We start from the raw sequence: 21,721 nt of genomic DNA on the forward strand, positions 1-21,721 counted from the left end.
CTATGCGTAATAGAAAAATCCTCTACTAAAAAAAATCTTACCAAAATATTTTTTAAAAATATTGAATTTTTAGTCATTTTTGAATATCATTATCTCAAAAATGACTAGGAGGTAAAAATGAATCTAAGTGAGAATGATACGATTCTATTAAAACATATTTTAGAGCATTCTTTTGATGAAATTTTTATTGCGGATGCATCTGGAATGGTTTTATATACAAGCCAGACCACTGAACAAGTATTTGGCATTCCCCGCGAGCAAATCGTCAATCACAACCTTTTCGACCTTGAAAAACAAGGGCTTTTTTCACCTTCTGTCATTGCCAATGTGTTAAGAACCAAAAAGAAAGATACCCTTATTCAAGAAACCATCCGTAATCGAAAACTTATCATCTCCGGGTACCCCATTTTTGATTCATCAGGCCAATTAATCGGCGCCATGAGTGTTTCAAGGGATGTAACGGAATTCGAGTATTTAAAAAAGGAAAATGACCAGGTCGCAAAGGCATTACAGCTCTATCAAGAGGAAAATGAAAAACTACGAAAACAGGCTGCCAGCCCCTTCTTACATAGGAATGAAAAGATGGCAAAAGTTTTCGATATTGTTTCAAAAGTAGCCAATATAAACGTTACGGTCTTACTTGAGGGGGAGTCAGGTACAGGGAAAAACCATATTGCCCATACGATCCATCAAATGTCTTCAAGAAAGGCTGAGCCCTTTATTGAAATGAATTGTGGGGCGATACCTGAATCTTTATTTGAGTCAGAGCTTTTTGGATACGAGGAAGGGGCTTTTACCGGTTCTAAAAAGGGCGGGAAGAAGGGATATTTTGAATGCGCAGGAAAGGGAACCCTTTTTCTCGATGAAATCGGAGAACTGCCTATGAATCTTCAAGTGAAATTACTGTCGGTTTTGCAAAATCACTCCTTTATGAGAATTGGCGGAACCAAAGAAATAGAAGTGAACTGTAGAATAATTTGTGCCACCAATCAACAATTAGAAACGCTGATCAAAGAAAGGAAATTTAGAGAAGATCTCTATTACCGAATTAATGTCGTAAAAATAGACATTCCTCCACTAAGGGAGCGAAGGGAAGAAATCATTCCACTTATTTACGAGATTACCGAGCAGCTGAATCGAAAATACCGTTTAGACAAGTATTTTACCCCAACAATGGCCGCCTGGCTAAGCCAGCAGCAATGGCCAGGTAACATCAGAGAGTTACGAAACTATATTGAAAAGCAGATTATCACAACTAGTGGTAACGAAATCGACCTCGAATCAGAAGAGGAAACGAAACAAAATTCCTCCATCGTTGCAAATCAAGAAATCCCTTTAGACGATTACATAGAAACACTTGAAAAGGAATATATCGTGCGAATGTATCAAAAATATCCCAGCAGCATTAAACTGGCCGAAAAATTGGGAATCAGCCAATCCACTGCGAATCGAAAAATACAAAAATATGTTGAAACCAGGTAGTCAATTTTGACTAATGGAACGACCATTTTCCCTTTCTATCAACGCTGGCATGATAATTGCAACCTCCAATAATAAGAAATGTTAAAAGGAGGCAGTTTTATGTCAAATCAAGATGAAAAACAATTTTTAAATCTACCTTTTACTGGAATCTGTACGTTCGGGAAATATCCTGTCTGCCCAGATTTGGATCAATTAAATGCGGATGTAGCTGTCATTGGAGTGCCAAATGATATGGGCACCCAATGGAAGTCTGGAGCAAGAATGGGACCAAGGGGGATACGTGAAGGTTCTACCCTTTACAGCTTTGGCTTAAATGGTGCCTATGATATTGAAAAAGACATTATGTATTTGGGACCTAAATGGAAAGTGGTCGATTGCGGCGATGTGGATATGGTCCATGGGGATCTCATGCAGTGTCATGATAATACAGAAGCGACGGTACGAAAAATTGTCTCAAAAGGAGCCATGCCGGTTGTGTTAGGCGGCGATCACTCCATTACCATACCAGTTGGAAAAGCATTGGAGGAATTGGGACCTTTTCACGTCATTCAAATCGATGCCCATTTGGACTGGGCAGATCATCGTTCAGGTCAGCGTTATGGACACGGCAGCTGCATCCGCCGGTTATCAGAAATGGACCATGTTCAGAGGATATTCCAATTTGGGATTCGTGGAATCAGCAGCAGTCTTAAGGAGGATGTCGATGCTGCACGAGAATACGGCAGTGTGATTTTATCGCCTAGGCAAATTAGAAAAATGGGAATAGAAAATGTGATCGAAATGCTTCCAGAGGGAGAAAAATACTATATTACTTTAGATATTGACGGACTGGATCCTTCCGTGGCACCTGCAACAGGTACACCTTCCCCAGGAGGATTTATTTATGATGAAGTAAATGAATTGCTAGAAGGAATTGCAAAAAGAGGGAAGGTGATTGGCTTTGATTTAGTAGAGGTAGCACCCCCATATGATCCGGCAGGCATGACAGGTCAAGTAGGTGCCCGGTTAGCATTAGATTTACTGAGCTTTGTTTTAAAGGAAAAAGAGAACGCTGAGGACCGCAATTTGAATAAGAAGGAAGTTCACTCCTAGGATAAATCAAGAAAATAATTGATAACAGGGGGCAGGTCTATGAAAATTGAGACAAGAAGCATTGAGTATATTCCAGCAAATGAACGGCATGGAAAACCAAGAGGATTATTTTCAGTTTGGTTTGCCGCCAATATGCATATTACCACACTTGTAACAGGATCACTTTGTGTCACTTTTGGTTTAAATCTTTTTTGGAGTGTAGTAGCTATTATTGTTGGAAATTTACTAGGAGCCATTTTCATGGCGTCCCATTCTGCTCAAGGACCTAAACTTGGTATTCCGCAAATGATTCAAAGCCGTGCCCAATTTGGTGTGATTGGCGCGGTGATTCCTTTAATTCTCGTTATTTTTATGTATTTAGGCTTTTTTGCCAGCAGCGGTCTGTTAGGGGCACAAGTATTGAGCAGTGCCTTAAACCTTAATTTAACGTTAAGTATCATTATTCTGAATGTCATCACCTTTATTGTGACAATGGTTGGACATGATCTTATTCATAAAATACAAAAGTATTTGACCTGGGTGTTTTTTCTCGTCTTCATTGCTGCTACGGTTATCGTCTTTCAACTACCTGTTCCGGCAGGAAGTTGGTCTCCAGGAGGGTTTAATCTTCCCATTTTTATGTTAAGTGTTAGTGTGGTCGCAACTTGGCAGATTTCCTATGCACCCTATGTTGCTGACTACTCCAGGTATTTGCCTGCTGATACCAATTATTCGAAAACCTTTTGGTATACGTATGCGGGGACCATTTTAGGAACGGTTTGGATGATGGTTTTGGGAGTCCTATTGACTACGGCCATTCCGAATTTCTTAAGTAATTCTGGTACCAATCTCGCTAACCAGTTTGGCAGTTTCTCCATCATTATGTTTGTTGTGATCATCCTCGGTCAACTTTCCATAAATGCTTTTAATTTATACGGTGCATTTATGTCAACTGTAACCACTGTGGAGCCTTTTTCAAAAATTAAAGTTACGCCAAAGGTAAGGATGTTTTTTGTCGCTGGAATAGCAGTTGTCGGTACTTCGCTATCAATTTTGGGACAGGGAAATTTCTTATCCAATTTTATCGACTTTATTTTATTTATTAGTTACTTCTTAATCCCATGGACAGCGATTAACCTCATTGATTTTTATGTTGTCCGCCACGGCGAGTATAGTATTAAAGATATCTTTGATCTTAATGGTAAGTACGGAAAAATTAACAAAATTACATCTATTTCTTATATCATTTCTGTAATAGCTGAAGTCCCTTTTATGAATACTTCTCTTTATGTAGGACCAGGAGCGAAAGCAATGGGAGGAGCAGATGTTGCCTGGATTTTAGGATTGGTCGTTCCGTCGGTGCTTTACTATGTCTTGATGAAACGTAAATTAAAATCCGAGGAGACCATTGAGGCACCTATTCCATTTGAAGATGAGCAACTTCACAAAATTTAATGAAGTCAATTTTTAAAGGATAGAAAATGGGAATAGAACGATTCCCATTTCTATCCTTTTTAATGAAGGTTGAATACACCGAAATGGAGGAATGACGATGAGCAAGAATTTTGAACTACCGAACCCCAGTACGATGCCAAGATTTTCGGGAATCCGTACGTTTATGCGATTGCCCTATCAACAGGAAATTAACAAAAAAGACTTTGTGATCCTCGGTGCTCCCTTTGATACTTCTGCGACTTACCGCTCTGGTGCGCGATTTGGCCCTGAGGCCATTCGCCGCAGCTCTGTCCTGCTAAGGCCGGCAAATGTTTACCATCAAATTCGTCCTGTTGATTTTCTGGAGGGGGTGGATGGAGGAGATGTCATGGTTATTCCCGGCAACACGGGTCAAAGCCATCAATACATTACCGAGCATGTCAAAGCGTGGGCGATGGAGGGGGCGGTTCCGATTGTGCTTGGCGGGGATCACTCGATTTCTTTACCGGAATTAAGGGCACTTGCCAGTATTCACGGTCCATTATCCCTTATTCATTTTGATGCCCACGGGGATACATGGGACGAGTATTGGGGTGAAAAGTATACGCACTGGACACCTTTTCGCCGAGCGTTTGAAGAAGGGATCATTGATCCGTCCCGTTCGATTCAAATTGGGATGCGCGGCACCGTCTATGATCCTAATGATATCAACGAAGCGCGGGAACTTGGGTTTGAAGTCATTACGGCCGACGAAATGCGGGTCATCGGGTTCAATGAAACGATGAAGCGCGCTCGCGAAAGAGTTGGAGACAACAAGGTATTTCTCACCTTTGACATTGACTTTCTCGACCCAGTCTATGCACCCGGAACCGGCACTCCAGAAATCGCTGGATTTACCAGCGCAGAAGCCCAACATATGCTGCGCCAGCTTTCAGGCATAAACTTCATTGGATTTGATCTGGTAGAAGTGCTCCCTGCACTCGACCCCACCGAAGTAACAGCTGTAACGGCCGCAAGTATCGTCTTTGAATTTTTAAGTTTATAAGCTGTTGCGAGAAGGGAACAAAATCGATAATAAGACTGGAAATAGGTAAAAACGGATGCCCATTAACATGGCATCCGTTTTTACATTACGTTGCTTTTATTTTCGATTTTCCTGCAAGACATTGCTTACCCGATATATTTTCCTCGGCCGTCCTTTAGCGGTCGGAGCTTCGTCCCCAATAATTTCAGCAATTCCTTGTTCAACCAATCCGGTTAGAATTCGCAGGGCGTTTCTTGGAGTCATTTTTAGCCATTCCGCAATCTGAGATGTAGTGATGGAACCATTACCCATTCTTTTTTGAACCGATAAAATTTTGTTGAAGGTTGTAATCGTGACTCCGCTGTGTTTAAGTTTCTCACTTATTTCCTTGTTTTCGGTCCGGTATTGATAGGTGATCGATTCTTGTTCTTTTAATGGGCCTTCAATAGTTCCATTATCATCAACGAGGAAAGCACAAAAAGAGTCATAGTTTTGGGCATGATTGATGGCAAGACGAGCATTCTCTTCAGCAGATAGGGCCGTATCACCGTAACCAATACCAATATTAGACGGCATGTCCGTAATTAACGCTAATTTTTCCAGAAGAGAACTAATGGGTTTCTCCGTTTCTTCCACCGAACCTCGTGTGGAAAAAATAACAAAGATACCTGTGCCCACTGAGACAAACGATCCTGAAATCGATTCGGCAAAGTTTAAAACGGCAGCCTGAATTTCTAAATGTAATCGGTGTAAGTCATAAGTACCCATGTTATGAACATCTTTTTTCTCGATTCCTTCAACCTTGACGAGGATGGCAGCAATCTGCGATTGTTTAAAGTGCAGTGTTTCCCACTGCTGAACGGCTGATGATAAAGTCTCGCGAATGTTGCTTCTTGTAGGAGTCACCCGATAAGCTGGTATGTTTTCTTTACGTAATTGATCATAAATGGACCTTAAACACGTGACACAAAGATCCACTCTCCCCGTTCGATAAAGTTGTTGATGAAAGGATAGTAGATTGCTAACTGGTGTTTCATTTGTATACTCATGTACATGAACTTCATTGCTCGGAATTCCAAGATCTCGGAAGGTTTCATATACATCTCGTTTTGTTAGCATATCAATACTGACCGTCTCCACGTTCTTCTTATCGTTGTACCCGATTTCAACTAAAGTTTTGGTTAAACTTGCACCATCTAATTTAAATAAGTAATAAGGTTGGTTAACGCCGCTCTTTTGATATGAATTATAAAGAGCCGGCCCTGTTAGGATCCAAAAGTCTACTAAATGTTGATTATTTCGGATAATCTCTGCCGCTTCCTCGGTATCCCGATAGATGAAGGGAACAGGCTGGAGCCGGTCACTAAATTCAGTAGCAATTTCAGAAGTAAGACGGATATAGTCATCTGGTCCGATTAATCCAGCTCTTGGTTTCAAATTATCCCCCCAAAATGTTGTTTCCTTATAACTATAATTTACTATTTTTGAATAATCTTCTTCAACTATAAGTTTATCTCATCTTTCAAAAATTTCCAATATAAACATATTGAATATTGTGAAAATTCTGTTGACAACCGTTCTTTTCAGCTGTATAGTCACATTAAAGGAATACATTAAGAATAATTCCGTTAATAAAAAAAGGAGGAATGGTTATAACATGGATTCAACTAAGGATAACCGAAATACTGTCACTACAGTGGAACAAAATCAGTATAAGCATGTCATCGGACACTTTACGACCGGTGTCTCGATTATTACCGTAACCAATAACGAAATCGATTTTGGGATTACAGCAAGCGCTGTCAGCTCCGTTTCTGTTGAACCTCCCATGCTGCTTGTTTGTGTCAATAAAAATACGGGAACATGTCATGCCATATTAGAATCGAAATCCTTTACAGTCAATATTTTGACGGAGGATCAGAAAGATTTAGCCCTGCAATTTGCTAAGGCCCATACAGATAAATTTAAGAATGCAGACTTTAGGTATGGTGAGCTCGGAAATCCTGTCTTTAACCAAACATTGGCTTATCTTGAATGCCGTGTGGTGGAAGAAGTTACGGGAGGAACACATTCTGTTTTTATGGCGGAAGTACAAACCGCACATGCAGCCACTGGTGAACCATTGGTTTACTATCGCGGAAAGTTTGGTCAATTTATAGAAAATAAGTGATAAATTTGGGGGAGGAAATTTAATGGCATTAATGACAGGTAAACAGTATCGTGAATCACTGAATGACGGCAGGGAGGTCTATATTGATGGGGAAAAGGTTCGGAATGTAGCCGAACATCCATCCTTTAAGCCGATTATTGATGTAAAGGCGAGAATGTATGATATGGCGCTTGAAGCCAAATATGCCGATACCTTAACGGCAAGACTTCCTGATGGGGAAATCGTATCCCGTGCTTACAAAGCCCCAGAAACAAAAGAAGACTTAGCGGCCATCCGCAAGCATGTCGAAACCGTACTCGATGATCTTAACGGGGTCGTTTACCGGGTGGGGGACGAAACGATTGGGGAAATGTGGTCCCTATATGACGCCCAGGATAAATTAAATGAAATCGATCCAACCTATGCAAAAAATATAAAGTATCATATTGACCGAGTGGCAAGGGAAGACTTGTTCCATGTATCAGCCAACACGGACCCGAAAGGCGATCGAAGCAAACTCTTCAGTGGAAAAGACGGTGGAACACTGCTTCATGTCGTCGAGGAAAATGATAAGGGAATTGTCGTGAAAGGAGCAAAATTTGAGACGGCCGCCGCTTATGCCCACCAAGCCTTCGTCAAACCGACGATTTTGGACTGGAATGCCGGATCTGAGAAAATGGCCCCATTTGCCTGCGGATTCATCTGCGATATGGGCTCGCCGGGACTTAAACATATTTGCCGGACCTCCCTTGGTAAAGATCGAAATGCTGAAGATTATCCGATTGCCACAAAATTTGAAGAAATCGATACGTTACTTATTTTTGATAACGTCTTAATCCCTTGGGAAAATGTCCTTTTCCATCGCTCCTTAGAGTCTGCCGCCTATATCCGTTCTACTCTTCATCGCTATTCTGCCTTTAATTACACCCTTAGAATGCTCCGCCGGGCCGATTATTTAATCGGAGCCGCTTTATTAAATGTCGAACAAACCGGTTTAACTCATCTGCAGGCTGTAAAAGAAAAAATATCTCAATTAATCAACTACCGTGAGGGAATCAATGCTCATTTAACCGCAGCAGTTGCGGAGGCGGAAAGAAGCCCGGGCGGATTAATGATGCCAAACCAATCACTTCTTTATACCGGCCGTGTGTTCGCACTGGCGAATTTCCCAGCCATGGCCCATTTAACAAGAGAACTTGTCGGAGGCCAATTAGCGGTAACGCCGGATTCAGCAACGATGGCAGATCCGGAAATCAAGCAATATTTTGATGAATATTATGCTGTTGGCGAGTGGACGCCTGAGGACCGTGGGAAATTACTCTACTTTGCAAGGGACTTATTAAATTCCTCCTACGCAGGTCATCGAACCACGTTTGAATTATTTGCTCAAAGTCCGCCATTTGCCCAACAAATGGCCGTGTTTAATAATTTTGATCTGGAACCACAGCGTGAATTGGTGCGAAAGGCAGCAGGGATCAACCAGTCCGTTCGTATTTCCAGCCGCTAATTCCTTAAGCTAGAAAGGAGTTATTCCATTGGAAATTCATCCACCTGGTACGCTAAAGCTTCCATCCTCCGTGCTTACGATCGGTGCCTTCGATGGTGTGCACCGCGGCCATCAGGCTTTAATTTTAAAAACAAAAGAACAGGCAGAGGCTCATGGTGTTCCATGTGTGGTCTATACCTTCGATCCACCTCCGAAGGTCCATTTCAAAAAATGCCAATTGATCACCTCACTGGATGAAAAGCTGAACCGCTTACAGGCACTTGGAGTGGATCATGTTATCGTGGGGCAGTTTAATGAAGCGTTCATGAACAAATCGGTTTCTGCCTTTATTGAAGAGCTGCAATTCATCCATCCCATTGAAATCTGGGAAGGTCCTTGCTTTCAATTTGGAAAAGGCCGTATGGGCACGATTGAAGATTTAAAAACCCATTTTCATGTCGGTGTATTTCATCCGATGCAATGTGAACAGGGTGAAGTCATTTCATCCACACGTATTCGTTCCCTTCTAAAGCAAGGAAATTTTTCGTTGGCGAAAAGTCTTCTTGGGGATATCCGTTACATTTCCTTTTTGGAAGAAAGAAACTTCGTGGGAACGGCCATGAAAGTAAATTAGTAGAGTAAGTGAAAAACCGGAGCAGCAATAATGGTGTGATGCCATTCGTTGCTCTCTTTTTTATGAAACAGGAAGAAAGTGAGGGCATAAAGGGTTGAAAATAAATCTTACCAGGTTACAAAAAGACATTGAAAGATTTGCAACATATGGGAAAAATGAACACGGAGGTGTCACGAGACCTAGTTTCTCTAATGAGGATCATCAAGTCCGAAAATTGTTTATAGAAGAGTTAAAAGAATTGGGCCTACAGGTAACGATTGACGGAGCCGCCAATATTTGGGGCAAATATGAAGGCACCGGTAAAAAGAAAGGAAGTATTGTGATTGGCTCCCACTTGGATTCCGTTCCCAATGGGGGGAAATATGATGGGCCGCTGGGTGTACTAACGGCAAAAGAAATCATCACCACGTTACAGGAACATCAAATCAAACTGAATCATGATCTTGAAATTGTTTCCTTTACGGCAGAAGAATCAAACGATTTCCATTTATCCACCTTTGGCAGCCGCGCTTTTGTTGGGAAACTAAAACCCGAAGGCTTAAAAGAAACCCGTGATTCGAAAGGAGTTCTCCTTCAGGATGAACTGATGAAAGTGGGAGGGGGACTTCATCAATTCTCCAACATGGAGTCGATGAAAAAAGATAAAAAAGCATTTATTGAAATCCATATTGAGCAGGGACAGCGGTTAGAAAATGCCAATATTTCTATGGCGATTATTGATAGAGTCGTAGGGACGTTTCGTAGTTTCGTTACCGTCATCGGAGAAGCCAATCACTCTGGAACCACGATGATGAACAATCGAAAAGACGCGCTTACCGCAGCAGCTGAAATGATTCTCGAGATAGAAAGGTATTGCGCAATAAAAGGAAATATCGTTGGGACAGTTGGAAAATTAACGGTCACACCGAATGGGGCCAATATTATTCCTGGCCAAATTGACTTTATTTTAGAAGTAAGAGCCGAAACGAAGGAAGCCATTCAGAACGCGGTAAACGCCATCAATCAGGTTTGGCAGGAGATTGCCGAAAAAAGAGAGGTAGTCATCCAGCAAGAAGTCTTTCTACATCAAAAACCTGTTGTGTTAGATAAGGACCTTGTAGCGATTCTTGAGAACACAGCCAAGGAAATGAATGAGCCTTATTTGAGGCTGCCAAGCATGGCCGTCCATGATGCAGCCCATATGGCTAGTGTCACCAAATCCGTTATGGTTTTCGTGAAAAGCATTGGCGGGAAAAGTCATTGCCCTGAGGAGTATAGTGAACCTTACGATATTGAAAAAGCCGCCAATTTAGTGTTGCAGGGCATTGTTGGGTTGGATCGCACGCTGTCTGAAACGGAGCTTAGTGTTTTATCAGAAAGAGAATAATTTTTAAAAAAATTGAATTTTTGGAAAATTGAATTGACTTAACACTATGGACCTGTTATTTTTAATTAAAAGAATAATTAAAGAAAATATCCGTAAATAAAACAACATATGCTCCCTAGAATCTGCCGCTTATTTTCCTTTCAACTCTTCAAACCATCAGGATTTAACCCCAAAACTACCATATCAATCACCCTGTCATTGATTTTGCCAATATAGGTTTTTACATTTACAAATTTCTATATAAGTTAAAAGAAAAAAGGGGGACTAAAGTTGGTACATTCCAAAAAATTATTTGTTAAAAAGATGGCAATGTTTATGGTATTAGCCTTCTTATTGGTAGGGTGTTCAGCAAAAAATTCTTCTACTGGTACTAGTAACTCAGCAAGCGGTGACACGTTACGTGTAGGTCTTCAGGCACCCATGACCGGTGATAATGCCCAATATGGACAGGATATGAAGAATGGAGTGGAGCTCGCTTTTAAAAAGATTAATAGTGAGGGCGGTATCAATGGGAAGAAGCTGGAGTTAATCGTAGGGGATGATAAAGCCACTCCATCTGAAGCCGTTGCCGTGGTCAATAAAATGATTAATAACGATGGGGTAAAGGCCATTATTGGAGGCTATAATTCCTCGCCAACATTGGCTTCTCAAGAAGTATCCGGACCGGCAAAAGTGCTTCATTTAAACATGGGGGCCAGCCCTGATTTGTCTAAAACAAAGAATCCATACCTTTTCCGTGTCATTTTAACTGGTTCAGTTTACGTTCCTGCCGTTATGAATTATATGGCAAAAGAAAAAAATGTGAAGAAAATTGCCGCGATATTCGAAAATACGGACTATGGTATTACGATGTATGATGCTGCGAAGCAATCTACTAAAGATCTCGGGGTAGATTTTATCACCGCTGAAAAATATAACCCAGGCGATAAAAACTTTTCGGCTCAATTATCCAAAATTAAAACGCTAAAACCGGATGCCGTCATGGTAGTAGGCTTGTACAACGAGGTCGCCTTAATCGAACAGCAGGCCAAGCAGGCTGGGTTAAATGTCCAGTTCTTCTCCCCGGATGATTCGATGTATTCAGAGCAGCTCATTAAATTGGGTGGAGACGCGGTAGAAAATCATATTTTTGCCTCCATGATTGATTTAAATGCAGCTACTCCTCAAATGAAAGAGTTTAAAGCTTTAGCTGAAAAGAATAATGTTCCTGCCCAAGCGAATACAGCCATTGCTTTTGACGCAGCCATGGCGATTGCCAAGGCATTAGAAAAAGGCGGAGGAAACGCCGATAAAGACCGTGATGCCCTAGCAAACATTGATATTTCAGGAATCACAGGTCCGATTAAATTTGATAAAAACGGAGATCGTTCCAACACACCAATGATCATGCAAGTTCAAAACGGTACCTTTAAAGTGATTAAAGATTCAGAATAGGGGGATAATTTGTGTTCGTAGATCAATTGATAAATGGAATTGTCCTCGGCAGCATTTATGCTTTAATGGCAATTGGTTACACCATGGTGTGGAATGTGCTGCGTTTTATCAACTTTGCACATGGTGAAGTCTATATGGGAGGGGCATTCGTGTCCCTTTATCTTCTATTATTAGATACTCCGATCTGGTTAGCTTATCTCGGCGGAGTATGTGCAGGGGCATTTCTCGGCTATTTAATGGAAAAAGTCGTATACATGAGGATGCGAAAGGCACCAAAGTTAAATTTGCTGATTGCAGCCATTGGGATATCGATTGTTCTCCAAAACGTTGCTCAATATATTTGGGGGGCAACACCTGAGAGATTGAACTCACCATTCCTCTCCAAGAATTTTACGATTGCTGACATGGAGATTAATCAGCACTACGTTTTTATCATTATCCTTACCATCCTTGTCATGATCGTATTAGAGTTATTTATGAATAGAACGCTAATGGGAAAGGCTGTTCAAGCAGCCTCGCAAGATATCAATGCCACACAATTAATGGGAATAAACGCAAATAAGATTATTTCGATCACATTTGCCATCGGATCAGCTGTCGGTGCCCTTGCGGGAATATTAGTAGGACCTGTTTTCCTGGTTTATCCAACGATGGGTGTATTTGCAGGTCTGAAAGGATTTACTGCTTCCGTTATGGGAGGGATGGGAAATATTCCGGGTGCCATGATAGCCGGTTTATTATTGGGTATCATTGAGAGCTTTGCGGCTGGTTTTATTTCCTCTGGCTATAGGGATGCAGTCGCGATGGTGATCTTATTATTTATTTTACTTGTTCGTCCTCAAGGAATCTTTGGCAAGATCATTCAGCAGAAAGTGTAAGGGAGGAGAAGAGATGATACAAACCAATAAAACAGTTTACCGTAAGCTCCTGTTGATTCTTGGAGTGATCGCCTTATTTTTCCTCCCCCTTGCCGTTACCAATCCATACGTGATGTATGTTATTAATCTCATTTTAATCTATACCCTGCTAGCCTTAGGTCTGGATTTAATTGTTGGTTATACGGGTCAAGTCTCGGTTGGACACGGTGCATTTTTCGGAATTGGCGCCTATGTTGCCGCCATATTGTCCAAAAACCTTGGATTTTCCTTTTGGGTAAATCTGCCGTTATCGATCATCATAACAGCATTAATCGGGTTTATCATTGGCTTTATTGGGTTGAAACTCATTGAGGAATACTTGGTAATGGCGACACTGGCATTCGGAACGATTATCTGGCTTGTATTTTTAAACTGGACTGATTTAACTGGCGGACCAATGGGGATTGCAGGCATAGCTCCTCCTCCTCCGATCAAAATCGGCACCTTTGAATTCGCTTTTTTTCAATACGAGGATTATTACCCATTATTATTACTATTTGTTTTTCTTGGTATTTTGGTCACAAGGTTAATCATTCATTCTGGATTTGGGCGTGCCTGTACGGCCATTCGTGATGATGAACTTGCGGCGCAATCGATGGGAATACCTGTTTTTAAAACAAAGGTCATCATGTTTACTATTTCAGCTGCTTTCTGTGGGGCTGCAGGTGCCTTATACGCTCATTTTCTTCGTGTCGTTAGTCCGGAAACCTTTTCGTTTTCAATGTCCGTCACCATTCTGACGATGGTCATGATCGGCGGCCAAGGATCGATTGCTGGGGCGGTGATTGGAGCATCCATCCTGACTGTTTCATCGGAGGCATTGCGAGAAACCCCTGAATTGAGAATGATTATTTACGGGTTTCTGATCGTTGTCATGATTATGTTTTTCCCTAAGGGAATGATGGGATTATTCCAGTTAGTCAAAAGACGGCTTCAGAAAAGAACGATTCAAGCTGCCGAAACAACTCCAGAGAAAGAGGGGCTTAGTTATGAGCATTGATCTCACTAATGATTCCGCTATACTAACCGTCCAAAATCTTTCTAAATCTTTTGGAGGCGTTAAGGCCGTTAACAATCTATCCTTTTCTGTTTTGAAAAACAATATTCATGCGATTATTGGTCCTAACGGAGCAGGGAAAAGTACGTTGTTCAACCTTATTACTGGAGTGATTAAACCAGATATGGGGAATGTCCAGTTTTTAAATCACGACATTACACGCCTGAGACCAGATAAAATTGCCCAGTATGGGGTTTCACGAACGTTCCAAAATATTCGATTATTTCCAGATATGACTGTGTTTGAAACGGTGTTAATAGGAACCTATCAATTTACAGGCGGAAATCTTCTACCTGCTCTTTTCCGGACCAAAACCTACCGGAACAAAGAATCAGAAGCGAAAGAACGGATTGAAGAAACCCTGAAATTCGTGGGATTATGGGACGTTAGGAACGAGTACGCTGCCCAACTTTCATATGGAAATCAAAGACGTGTCGAAATAGCTAGGGCATTAGCCACGAATCCAGATCTGTTATTACTTGATGAACCTACGGCCGGTATGAATCAGAAGGAAACGAAAGAGCTAATGAGTCTATTTTCAGAGGTGAATCATCAGGGGATAACCATCTTAATCATTGCTCATGATATGCATCTGGTAAATTCCTTATCCAACCAAATTACGGTGATAAATTTTGGAGAAAAGCTAGCAGAAGGTCCCCCTGAATTGATTCAAAATCATCCAGCCGTACTGGAAGCCTATATGGGGAGGGCTGAAGCGCATGCTTAATGTTCAAAATCTAAGTACCTATTACGGTCAAATATGTGCTTTAGACAATGTTAGTTTAATAGTGGAAGAAAGGGAAGCCGTTTCCGTTATAGGTGCGAATGGTGCTGGTAAAAGCACACTATTGAAAACGATTATTGGAGAAATTCGTCCCAAAAATGGAGATATTCAACTATCAGGCAAATCGATTGTTAAAGAAAAAACGTTTAAACTTGTAAGCCGAGGTATGTCTCTAGTACCAGAAGGAAGACATGTTTTTCCATTACTCTCCGTATGGGATAACTTACTTTTAGGCGGTTATACGCTGCCAGCTAAATATCGCCAGCAGCGGGCGGAAGAAGTAACAGAACCTTTTCCAATCTTAAGAGAAAGAAAGGATCAATTAGCAGGCCTTCTTTCTGGGGGAGAACAACAAATGCTAGCAATAGCCAGAGCGATGATGACAAGTCCAAAGCTATTATTATTAGATGAACCGTCCATGGGTCTTTCTCCTAAATTAGTTTTTGAGGTTTATGATAAAATCACCGAACTGCATCAGCAGGGAACGACGATCCTTTTGGTCGATCAGAATGCGGAAATGGCGATTGATTTTTGCAGCCGTGGCTATGTTTTAATGGCAGGGCGTTTAGCCGGACAAGGAACGAAAAGCGAGTTAAAAGAAAGTGAAATCGTGCAGCGTTCCTATCTTGGATCTGCTTAGATTAAGAAATATTCTATAAAACTTACATTTAAAGGAGGAAATATTAATATGTCAGTCCATGGTGAAACAAAAAAAGTGGGAATTCAAAGAATTCGAAAGTTCAAAACGGACCAGTTTTATCCGAAAAACATGGGAAAACCAGAACATCACATTGCGAATGAGTTTAGCATGGCTGTTCGAGCAGGAAATCGCATTTTCTTGAGAGGGCAGACAGGATTTGATTTGGATGGAAATTTTCACGGCGTTGGCGATGTGGCAGCACAGGCGGAAATGGCATGTGCATGTGTTAAACAACTAATTGAAGAGGCAGGCGGCACGATTCAGGATATTTGTAAAATAACTGTTTATCTCATGAATCGTGAAGATCGAAGCAAAGTCTATCCGGTGATTGCCAAACATTTTAAGGATGTCTATCCGTGCAGTACTGGTTTGCTCGTAAGTGGATTTGCCATGCCTGAGATGTTAATGGAAATTGATGTAGAGGCCGTAATTAGCGAGTAAAACTTCATTTTATTTTAATGAAAAATAACGCCAAGGAGGAGAAAAATGACATTTTCAGTAGCAGGACGCTGTTCTTCCACAGGTGCATTAGGAGTCATTGTTACGTCAAGTAGTCCATCCGTTGGGGCAAGATGTCCCTGGGTTAAAACAGAAGTTGGTGCTATATTAACCCAAAACGTTACAGATCCAAGATTACCTGGCATCGGTTTTACTGTGTTGGAAAACGGATTTGATGCAGAGTCCACAATCCGAGCGATGAAGGAAGCTTCCCCGTTTCCAGAATACAGGCAGCTAGCTGTTGTCGATTCTAAAGGAAACTCTGCAGCTTTCACAGGTACTAAGGCTTTAGGTGTACACGGAGAATTTTGTGCAAAAAATGTTGCCAGTATCGGGAATCTTCTCAGTAACCCTAAGATTCCGGAAGCCATGGGCCAGGCGTTTTTACAAACTGAAGGTCGGCCATTGGCTGAAAGGTTAATTTTGGCGATTGAAAAAGGCTTTCAAATGGGTGGGGAGCTGGATCAGGAGCATTCGATCGGTCTTCTGGTCTATACGGATGAGCCATTCGCATATGTTGACTTAAGAGTGGACTATAGTGAACAACCTCTTGAGGATTTAAAGAAGCTTTGGGAAATCTACAGTCCACAGGCAAACGACTATAAAGTCAGGGCGATTGTTCCAGAGTTGGCTCCATCTTATGGCGTTGTAGGTGATGAATAACCTTTAATAGGAACTAGATATAACCGGGTTTTCACGATATCTGTTTAAAATAAATTAGAACCTGCTAATCAATGCAGAGCAAATCAAAGGGCATCCTAGACGTTGCCCTTTTTTGTTTTCACTTTATCATTTTTTCGTCTTCAATAAGGCCGCGTAGTTTGCCGCCTTTTCGGGTGAAGCAGTGAGTGATTTCTCATAACCCTTTTGGAAGCTACTTTTGTACGCCCTCACAAACCTTTTCCCGAGTATCCGCTGAGCAGCCTGTACCGCATTCATTTCCGGATGGGCATGAAGGTAGGCGTTGAATTTCTCCTCAGAGGAAAAAAAGAGGGACACCTGGCGAAGAAGTCCTATTTTCATGAGGGGGCGAGCGATCTCCTTCTTGTTTTCCAAACTCAGCTGAGAGGGTGGTACCTGCTGCCAAGCACGGGAGATCCTAAAATTGTGCCGGTCTTCTAGCCCAGAACGGATTCCTTCATAAAAGCCTTCTTTCATCCCCATCTGGACGGGATCCGGAGGAGGTTGGCCGTCAGTGTGAAGACCACCGGCGAAAAGGAAGCCCGCAAATAGGAAAAAGGCCATAAGTTTCCGTATCACAGCTTTTGTCCTCCTTTCTGTGTTTTTCGTTTCTTTAGTGTAACCAATCATTTTCTTCATATGTAGCAGGGAAGGAGAAGCTCTCATTGATAAAAGAAGAATGTGAGAACAAGCTCCTATTTAATTCCAAAACCTCATTGGATAAAAAGGACCTATTTAGAAAGCTTTTTCTTTCTAAAAAGAGGAATTAAGTTCAATTACAACTTATGTAAAATGGCTCTTGTTACATTAGGCCAAGTATTTTATTGTTAAAAAATGAAGACTAAAAATCAAAGAATTAAAAAAATTGCAGCAAGATAAGATTTTCAAGCGATTGTTGATAGGAAGGTAAAAATAAATGCTTTATATTTGGGATATTGAGAAGATCATTATAAATACATTACAAGAGCTAAAACTAAAATTTAATGTTGAATTCAGCGATAAACTCTCTGCACCGATGAGTTATAACGTATCGACAAATACGATTAAGTTTAACTACATACAAATTAACGGCTATAACGCTAAAATTAACTTTAAAGTTAGAGAAACAGATGAAAACTTTGTGAAAATTATTCTTTACCATCAACTCGGTTATTACTTAGAATTCAGGAAAAATCCACGGGTTTTAAAGACTCTTTATTATGGTAAGGAAGATGAAAAGAAACAGCTTTTGGAAGAAGTCGAAGAGAATGCTTGGGAACATGGAAGAACATTCGTACCAATACATCTGTTAAAAGCCTATGATCAAGTACGTGACTTGGATAAACTTTTGTTAAAGATGTAATAGATGATTCTATTATAAAATTGATAGTAAAAATACTTAAGAAAGTGGTTGAACGATGCACGTTCCAGGATATATCACTCAAGAAGAAGAAGCAGCGCTCCCTTTTTTCAACAGCCATGATGAAGCTCTTATATGGTTTAAGAATAAATACGAATATAACTTCATATTTACCGGTTCTGAGATGATTGATGAACTGAAATGTCATTTTTATTATTTAATTATAAATCGGGAAATATATGAAGCCGGTCAGAATGAATTTGTGACAAAAGGTATTATCACCGATGTCATAAAATACATGAGCAGTTATCAAGAGGTCCAAATCTTTGATGATGGAAGTATTCATATCGCACATTAAATCTAAGCTCCTTCTTAAAAGAGTAAAGGGTTACGTTTTCGGGTGCTTTCTTAATAAATGACGTATGAATTGGCATACGTCTTTTTCTTTATTTATCAAGGTTTTTGCGGAATTTCTTTAACTTTGACATAGCAATTGACATTAATTATGATGGACAATTAATATGTGGAGAATAGATAAAATAATTATTTTTATTAAATTGTACATAATTTGAATGAATTTGTTCATGATATTAGTATCGGGTACGTAACGGTTGAGCCAAGATTTATATATGCTCTTTTGGGGTGTATATAGGTCGGCCAAAGATTATATACAGGTCATCTAATCATGGTTTGTGTATAGTCGGAGGGAAGATTCTATATGGTGGAGAAAGGTTTTATTGTAGTCGTACCTCTAGAAGGTATTATTACAATAGGGTCCCAATTTATCATATAGGGTCGAGCGAAGATCGTATCGAGTGCCGCAGACTAAGTTGAGTACATGACTCAATAAAGTTAACGTTCATATAATAGCCGAGAGGTTATATATGGGTGTACAGGTATTTTGTACGGTCGAACGAACCATTATTATGGGTGGTAAACTGTTTATTTATGGTCGAAAGATTATAAATAGGTAATCAGCTATTCATGATAGTGCTAGGTAGATCGTTACGTGCTCGTACCTTCCAATCTAAATACATATAATTTTAAAGAAGATATGTAACAATTAAGTCACCTTCACAGGTTACTTTTTATTTATGCAACATAATAAGCTATACGGTAAAAAGTACCCCATAGTGTAGATACTAAAAAAGTCTACTAAGGGGTACTTTTTCTTGTTTGTTTACTATACTTCATCTTCCTTTTCTTCCGTACTGGATCCCGAACATCTCATTCGCATAAATTATTCCCAGTCCGTAAGCACCCCCGTGTAGTTTTATAATATCTAGTGTCCCATTGTAAGTCTCTTTAATAGCAAAATCACGCTGTAATTCTAACAAATATTGTAACCAAGTGATTGGGCGTGCTCCTGCCTGTGTCATACGAATTACGGCCATGTCATGTGATTCTTTATTTACTCCACCAGATGCATCAGTGATAAAAAACACTTCATATCCGTCGGCGATAGCACTTAGTACAGGTTCAAGCAAACACACCTCTGTCCAAAGACCCGCCATGACTATTTTACGTTTTCCATATTCGATGATTTGTCTAACTACTCTTGGATCTTCCCAAGCGTTAATCACTGTTCGATCAATTGGTCTTCGGTCAGGAGGAACAAAAAGAGTTGAATATCCAGTTCGCCCCCTTCCAAAAATTTTTAAAACAAATATTGTTTATGACATATTGTTTTTCCCGATTTTAAGTGTTATCTGGGTGAAAATATCTTACAATGATAATTTCGGTAAAATTTTATTAAAAAGCTTGATTTTTAGTGTTCCTATGAGTGTTGGTCAATGGTTTATGGAAAAGAACACCAGATTATTTAAATGGAATAAATGGTCACCATTCCATACTTTTGCAAGTGTTAATTTTACATTATTTACAATCAGAGGGTTCCATGTTTTACCCTTGTTTTTTATATGTTTGCCATGTATGATGCTTATAAATTTGCAGAAGGGGAAAATCCTCGGTTATCGTTTGTCCCATTTGCATTTGGAGCCTATTTTGTCACTATTGGTCTTATGTATTCACCAAATGAAATTTTTGGCATATTTTTTGGGCCTATTTGGCTTCCAATGATGTCTCTTATTCCTGGGTTAGTAATTGGATTTATCGTTCGTAATATTATAATAAAAATTGGTCAAAAACATAATTATAGTGAGGGACATTCCTAAAAGGACAAAGGGTAGGTAACCTTTTTTATAAAGGTAAAAGATTGTGAAGAAATGTACTGATATGAACGAAACTGTCAATGCTCCCTAAACAATTTGACCTTGGTTTTGGTTTTTGGGCAACACTAAGAAGAGAAGCGGTTTTCAGCTTCTTTTCTTTTTAGTTTGGGTAGAGCCTTTGCAGGCTAGGGGATCTCCTTCTCAGCTTACTGACTGCTCCTCAATCTCCAAATTGGCTGTCAAGTGCTTTCCTTGACAGGCAATTTGGAGATTGAGATACTTTTTAAAGCTGAGAATAAAAAACTTCTCCTTTCGTATTGATATAAAAAGTTAAGCACACGGCACGAAGGCAAAAATCTCAACTGCGGTTAGCACTCTGATATTCGTGGGTTTTCACATTTTATCTTTCCGTATAAAGGAGCTTCCACTAACTTAAGACGTGCGTTAGCCTATTTAGGGGTAGCACAAGTACATTTCGTGGTTTCTCCTTACCGGTTTTTACCTTTGCCTCCGAGCCCTAAGCTCCGACTTCTAAACAAAATTGATATTTATTTTATTCGAAAACTATTACTTTGCCATGGAGTTATTTTCAATTTCTTGAGTTACTGCCCAGATAAATCCTGCTAATTCTCTTGCAATGGCTGTTATTGCCTTTCCAAATGCCTTTCCACGTGATAGTAAACGAAAATATTTTTTATGAAGGCGATTTTGAGCTTTCCATGAGATTAATTGAACATTAGGTATCTGTCCTTCTAGTCTTTTCTTTAAATCTCCCTTAATAGCAGGCGGAAATCGATAACTCCAAGCTGCTTCTACAAGCAACCGACGAACATGACGATTGCCTGTTTTGGTAATATTACCTTGCCTTCTGGTTTCACCACTAGAACTTTCACTTGGAATTAGCCCAACGTAAGACATTAATTTTTTTGGAGAAGCAAATCTTTTAAATGATCCTATCTCAGCCACAAGACTAGTAGCTGTTATAGTAGCTATTCCCCTTAATGATTGTAGTGCTTGAATCATTGGCGCATGGTAACCTTCGGTTGATTGTAATTTTATTTCTTCCTCTAATCGTTTTACCCTTTGCTCAATTTCTTGTAGATGATGCAGATACTCTTGAAAAACTACTTTGGATGCGGACCGCTCAAATTTTAGAGTATTTAACCATTCACGATATCTACGAGTCCACTTTTTTCCTTTGAAAGGAGGGTGAATATCATTTCTTAAAAGAAATTTAGATAATTGATGTTTTGCTCTCAATTCATCCTCTTTGGCATCTTCACGAGCCCGAACTAAATCCCGAAGGGCTTCATCATCCTCAGTTGGCACATAAACAGGAGTTAATTCGCCAGCGCGAAATAACTTTGCTAGTTTAATCGAATCTCTACGGTCAGTTTTAATACGTTCACCTGGTTTTTTAGGAATTAAAGATGGTGCGATTACTTCACACTCAATTCCTAGGGTAAGAAAAAGTCGATGTAAACCATAGCCAGT

At 40.2% G+C, this 21,721-nt stretch carries 22 protein-coding genes; 18 read left to right on the forward strand and 4 right to left on the reverse strand.

The genetic code is table 11. From position 1 onward, the window contains the following. Positions 1 to 117 precede the first annotated feature (117 nt). The 4 genes from ACIFOT_RS00920 to speB (ACIFOT_RS00935) all read left to right on the forward strand — a co-directional run bounded on the left by ACIFOT_RS00920 (position 118) and on the right by speB (ACIFOT_RS00935) (position 5,032). Positions 118 to 1,482 carry a sigma-54 interaction domain-containing protein gene (locus tag ACIFOT_RS00920; RefSeq protein ID WP_430060760.1) on the forward strand — a complete coding sequence of 455 codons (1,365 nt, stop codon included), beginning with the start codon at positions 118 to 120 and terminating at the stop codon, positions 1,480 to 1,482. 99 nt (positions 1,483 to 1,581) lie between these two features. After that, positions 1,582 to 2,574: an agmatinase gene (speB, locus tag ACIFOT_RS00925; protein ID WP_430060762.1), complete on the forward strand. Its 993-nt coding sequence runs from the start codon at positions 1,582 to 1,584 to the stop codon at positions 2,572 to 2,574. Between the two features lie 39 nt (positions 2,575 to 2,613). Further along, complete coding sequence (locus ACIFOT_RS00930; RefSeq protein ID WP_430060765.1) at positions 2,614 to 4,008, forward strand: purine-cytosine permease family protein; 1,395 nt, start codon at positions 2,614 to 2,616, stop codon at positions 4,006 to 4,008. Positions 4,009 to 4,105: 97 nt separating this feature from the next. Further along, the gene (gene speB, locus ACIFOT_RS00935; protein WP_430060767.1) at positions 4,106 to 5,032 is read left to right on the forward strand and encodes an agmatinase; all 927 of its coding nucleotides are present in this window, start codon (positions 4,106 to 4,108) and stop codon (positions 5,030 to 5,032) included. Positions 5,033 to 5,128: 96 nt separating this feature from the next. On the opposite strand, the gene ACIFOT_RS00940 is transcribed toward speB (ACIFOT_RS00935), so the two are convergent. Then, positions 5,129 to 6,448 carry a hypothetical protein gene (locus ACIFOT_RS00940; protein WP_430060769.1) on the reverse strand — a complete coding sequence of 440 codons (1,320 nt, stop codon included), beginning with the start codon at positions 6,446 to 6,448 and terminating at the stop codon, positions 5,129 to 5,131. Between the two features lie 220 nt (positions 6,449 to 6,668). Between ACIFOT_RS00940 and ACIFOT_RS00945 the strand changes: the two genes are divergently transcribed. The 11 genes from ACIFOT_RS00945 to ACIFOT_RS00995 all read left to right on the forward strand — a co-directional run bounded on the left by ACIFOT_RS00945 (position 6,669) and on the right by ACIFOT_RS00995 (position 16,699). Then, positions 6,669 to 7,181: a flavin reductase family protein gene (locus ACIFOT_RS00945; RefSeq protein ID WP_430060771.1), complete on the forward strand. Its 513-nt coding sequence runs from the start codon at positions 6,669 to 6,671 to the stop codon at positions 7,179 to 7,181. A 22-nt stretch (positions 7,182 to 7,203) separates the two neighbouring features. Then, on the forward strand, positions 7,204 to 8,667 hold the full coding sequence (locus tag ACIFOT_RS00950) for a 4-hydroxyphenylacetate 3-hydroxylase family protein (RefSeq protein WP_430060773.1): 1,464 nt from the start codon (positions 7,204 to 7,206) through the stop codon (positions 8,665 to 8,667). Between the two features lie 28 nt (positions 8,668 to 8,695). Beyond that, positions 8,696 to 9,280: an FAD synthetase gene (locus ACIFOT_RS00955; protein ID WP_430060775.1), complete on the forward strand. Its 585-nt coding sequence runs from the start codon at positions 8,696 to 8,698 to the stop codon at positions 9,278 to 9,280. 94 nt (positions 9,281 to 9,374) lie between these two features. Next, positions 9,375 to 10,646 (forward strand): Zn-dependent hydrolase, encoded by a 1,272-nt coding sequence (locus tag ACIFOT_RS00960; protein WP_430060778.1) that lies wholly within the window; start codon positions 9,375 to 9,377, stop codon positions 10,644 to 10,646. Between the two features lie 270 nt (positions 10,647 to 10,916). Next, positions 10,917 to 12,080 (forward strand): ABC transporter substrate-binding protein, encoded by a 1,164-nt coding sequence (locus ACIFOT_RS00965; protein ID WP_430060781.1) that lies wholly within the window; start codon positions 10,917 to 10,919, stop codon positions 12,078 to 12,080. Between the two features lie 11 nt (positions 12,081 to 12,091). Beyond that, a complete protein-coding gene (locus ACIFOT_RS00970; protein WP_289984008.1) occupies positions 12,092 to 12,958 on the forward strand; it encodes a branched-chain amino acid ABC transporter permease in 867 nt (288 codons plus the stop codon). 13 nt (positions 12,959 to 12,971) lie between these two features. Beyond that, on the forward strand, positions 12,972 to 13,997 hold the full coding sequence (locus ACIFOT_RS00975) for a branched-chain amino acid ABC transporter permease (protein ID WP_430060783.1): 1,026 nt from the start codon (positions 12,972 to 12,974) through the stop codon (positions 13,995 to 13,997). After that, positions 13,987 to 14,781, forward strand: a complete 795-nt coding sequence (locus tag ACIFOT_RS00980; RefSeq protein WP_430060784.1) for an ABC transporter ATP-binding protein — start codon at positions 13,987 to 13,989, stop codon at positions 14,779 to 14,781. The genes ACIFOT_RS00975 and ACIFOT_RS00980 overlap by 11 nt, the downstream gene beginning before the upstream one ends. After that, positions 14,774 to 15,478 carry an ABC transporter ATP-binding protein gene (locus tag ACIFOT_RS00985; RefSeq protein ID WP_430060786.1) on the forward strand — a complete coding sequence of 235 codons (705 nt, stop codon included), beginning with the start codon at positions 14,774 to 14,776 and terminating at the stop codon, positions 15,476 to 15,478. Before ACIFOT_RS00980 ends, ACIFOT_RS00985 begins: the two co-directional genes overlap by 8 nt. A gap of 48 nt (positions 15,479 to 15,526) precedes the next feature. After that, positions 15,527 to 15,979, forward strand: a complete 453-nt coding sequence (locus ACIFOT_RS00990; RefSeq protein WP_430060787.1) for a RidA family protein — start codon at positions 15,527 to 15,529, stop codon at positions 15,977 to 15,979. A gap of 45 nt (positions 15,980 to 16,024) precedes the next feature. Further along, the gene (locus ACIFOT_RS00995; protein WP_430060789.1) at positions 16,025 to 16,699 is read left to right on the forward strand and encodes a DUF1028 domain-containing protein; all 675 of its coding nucleotides are present in this window, start codon (positions 16,025 to 16,027) and stop codon (positions 16,697 to 16,699) included. 126 nt (positions 16,700 to 16,825) lie between these two features. Here the strand turns inward: ACIFOT_RS00995 and ACIFOT_RS01000 are convergent, their stop codons facing one another. Then, positions 16,826 to 17,296: a hypothetical protein gene (locus tag ACIFOT_RS01000; RefSeq protein WP_430060791.1), complete on the reverse strand. Its 471-nt coding sequence runs from the start codon at positions 17,294 to 17,296 to the stop codon at positions 16,826 to 16,828. Positions 17,297 to 17,633: 337 nt separating this feature from the next. Here ACIFOT_RS01000 and ACIFOT_RS01005 point away from each other — a divergent pair, with 337 nt between their 5' ends. Then, on the forward strand, positions 17,634 to 18,059 hold the full coding sequence (locus tag ACIFOT_RS01005) for a hypothetical protein (protein ID WP_430060793.1): 426 nt from the start codon (positions 17,634 to 17,636) through the stop codon (positions 18,057 to 18,059). A 55-nt stretch (positions 18,060 to 18,114) separates the two neighbouring features. After that, the gene (locus ACIFOT_RS01010) at positions 18,115 to 18,414 is read left to right on the forward strand and encodes a hypothetical protein (protein WP_430060794.1); all 300 of its coding nucleotides are present in this window, start codon (positions 18,115 to 18,117) and stop codon (positions 18,412 to 18,414) included. Between the two features lie 832 nt (positions 18,415 to 19,246). On the opposite strand, the gene ACIFOT_RS01015 is transcribed toward ACIFOT_RS01010, so the two are convergent. Next, the gene (locus tag ACIFOT_RS01015; protein ID WP_430060795.1) at positions 19,247 to 19,639 is read right to left on the reverse strand and encodes an isochorismatase family protein; all 393 of its coding nucleotides are present in this window, start codon (positions 19,637 to 19,639) and stop codon (positions 19,247 to 19,249) included. Here ACIFOT_RS01015 and ACIFOT_RS01020 point away from each other — a divergent pair. Continuing rightward, the gene (locus tag ACIFOT_RS01020) at positions 19,596 to 20,135 is read left to right on the forward strand and encodes a CBO0543 family protein (protein WP_430060797.1); all 540 of its coding nucleotides are present in this window, start codon (positions 19,596 to 19,598) and stop codon (positions 20,133 to 20,135) included. The two genes, ACIFOT_RS01015 and ACIFOT_RS01020, sit on opposite strands and share 44 nt — an antisense overlap. A 659-nt stretch (positions 20,136 to 20,794) precedes the next feature. On the opposite strand, the gene ACIFOT_RS01025 is transcribed toward ACIFOT_RS01020, so the two are convergent. Further along, on the reverse strand, positions 20,795 to 21,721 hold a 927-nt coding region (locus tag ACIFOT_RS01025), incomplete at its 5' end, for an IS110 family transposase (RefSeq protein WP_430060799.1).

Source organism: Neobacillus sp. NRS-1170 (assembly GCF_050468025.1).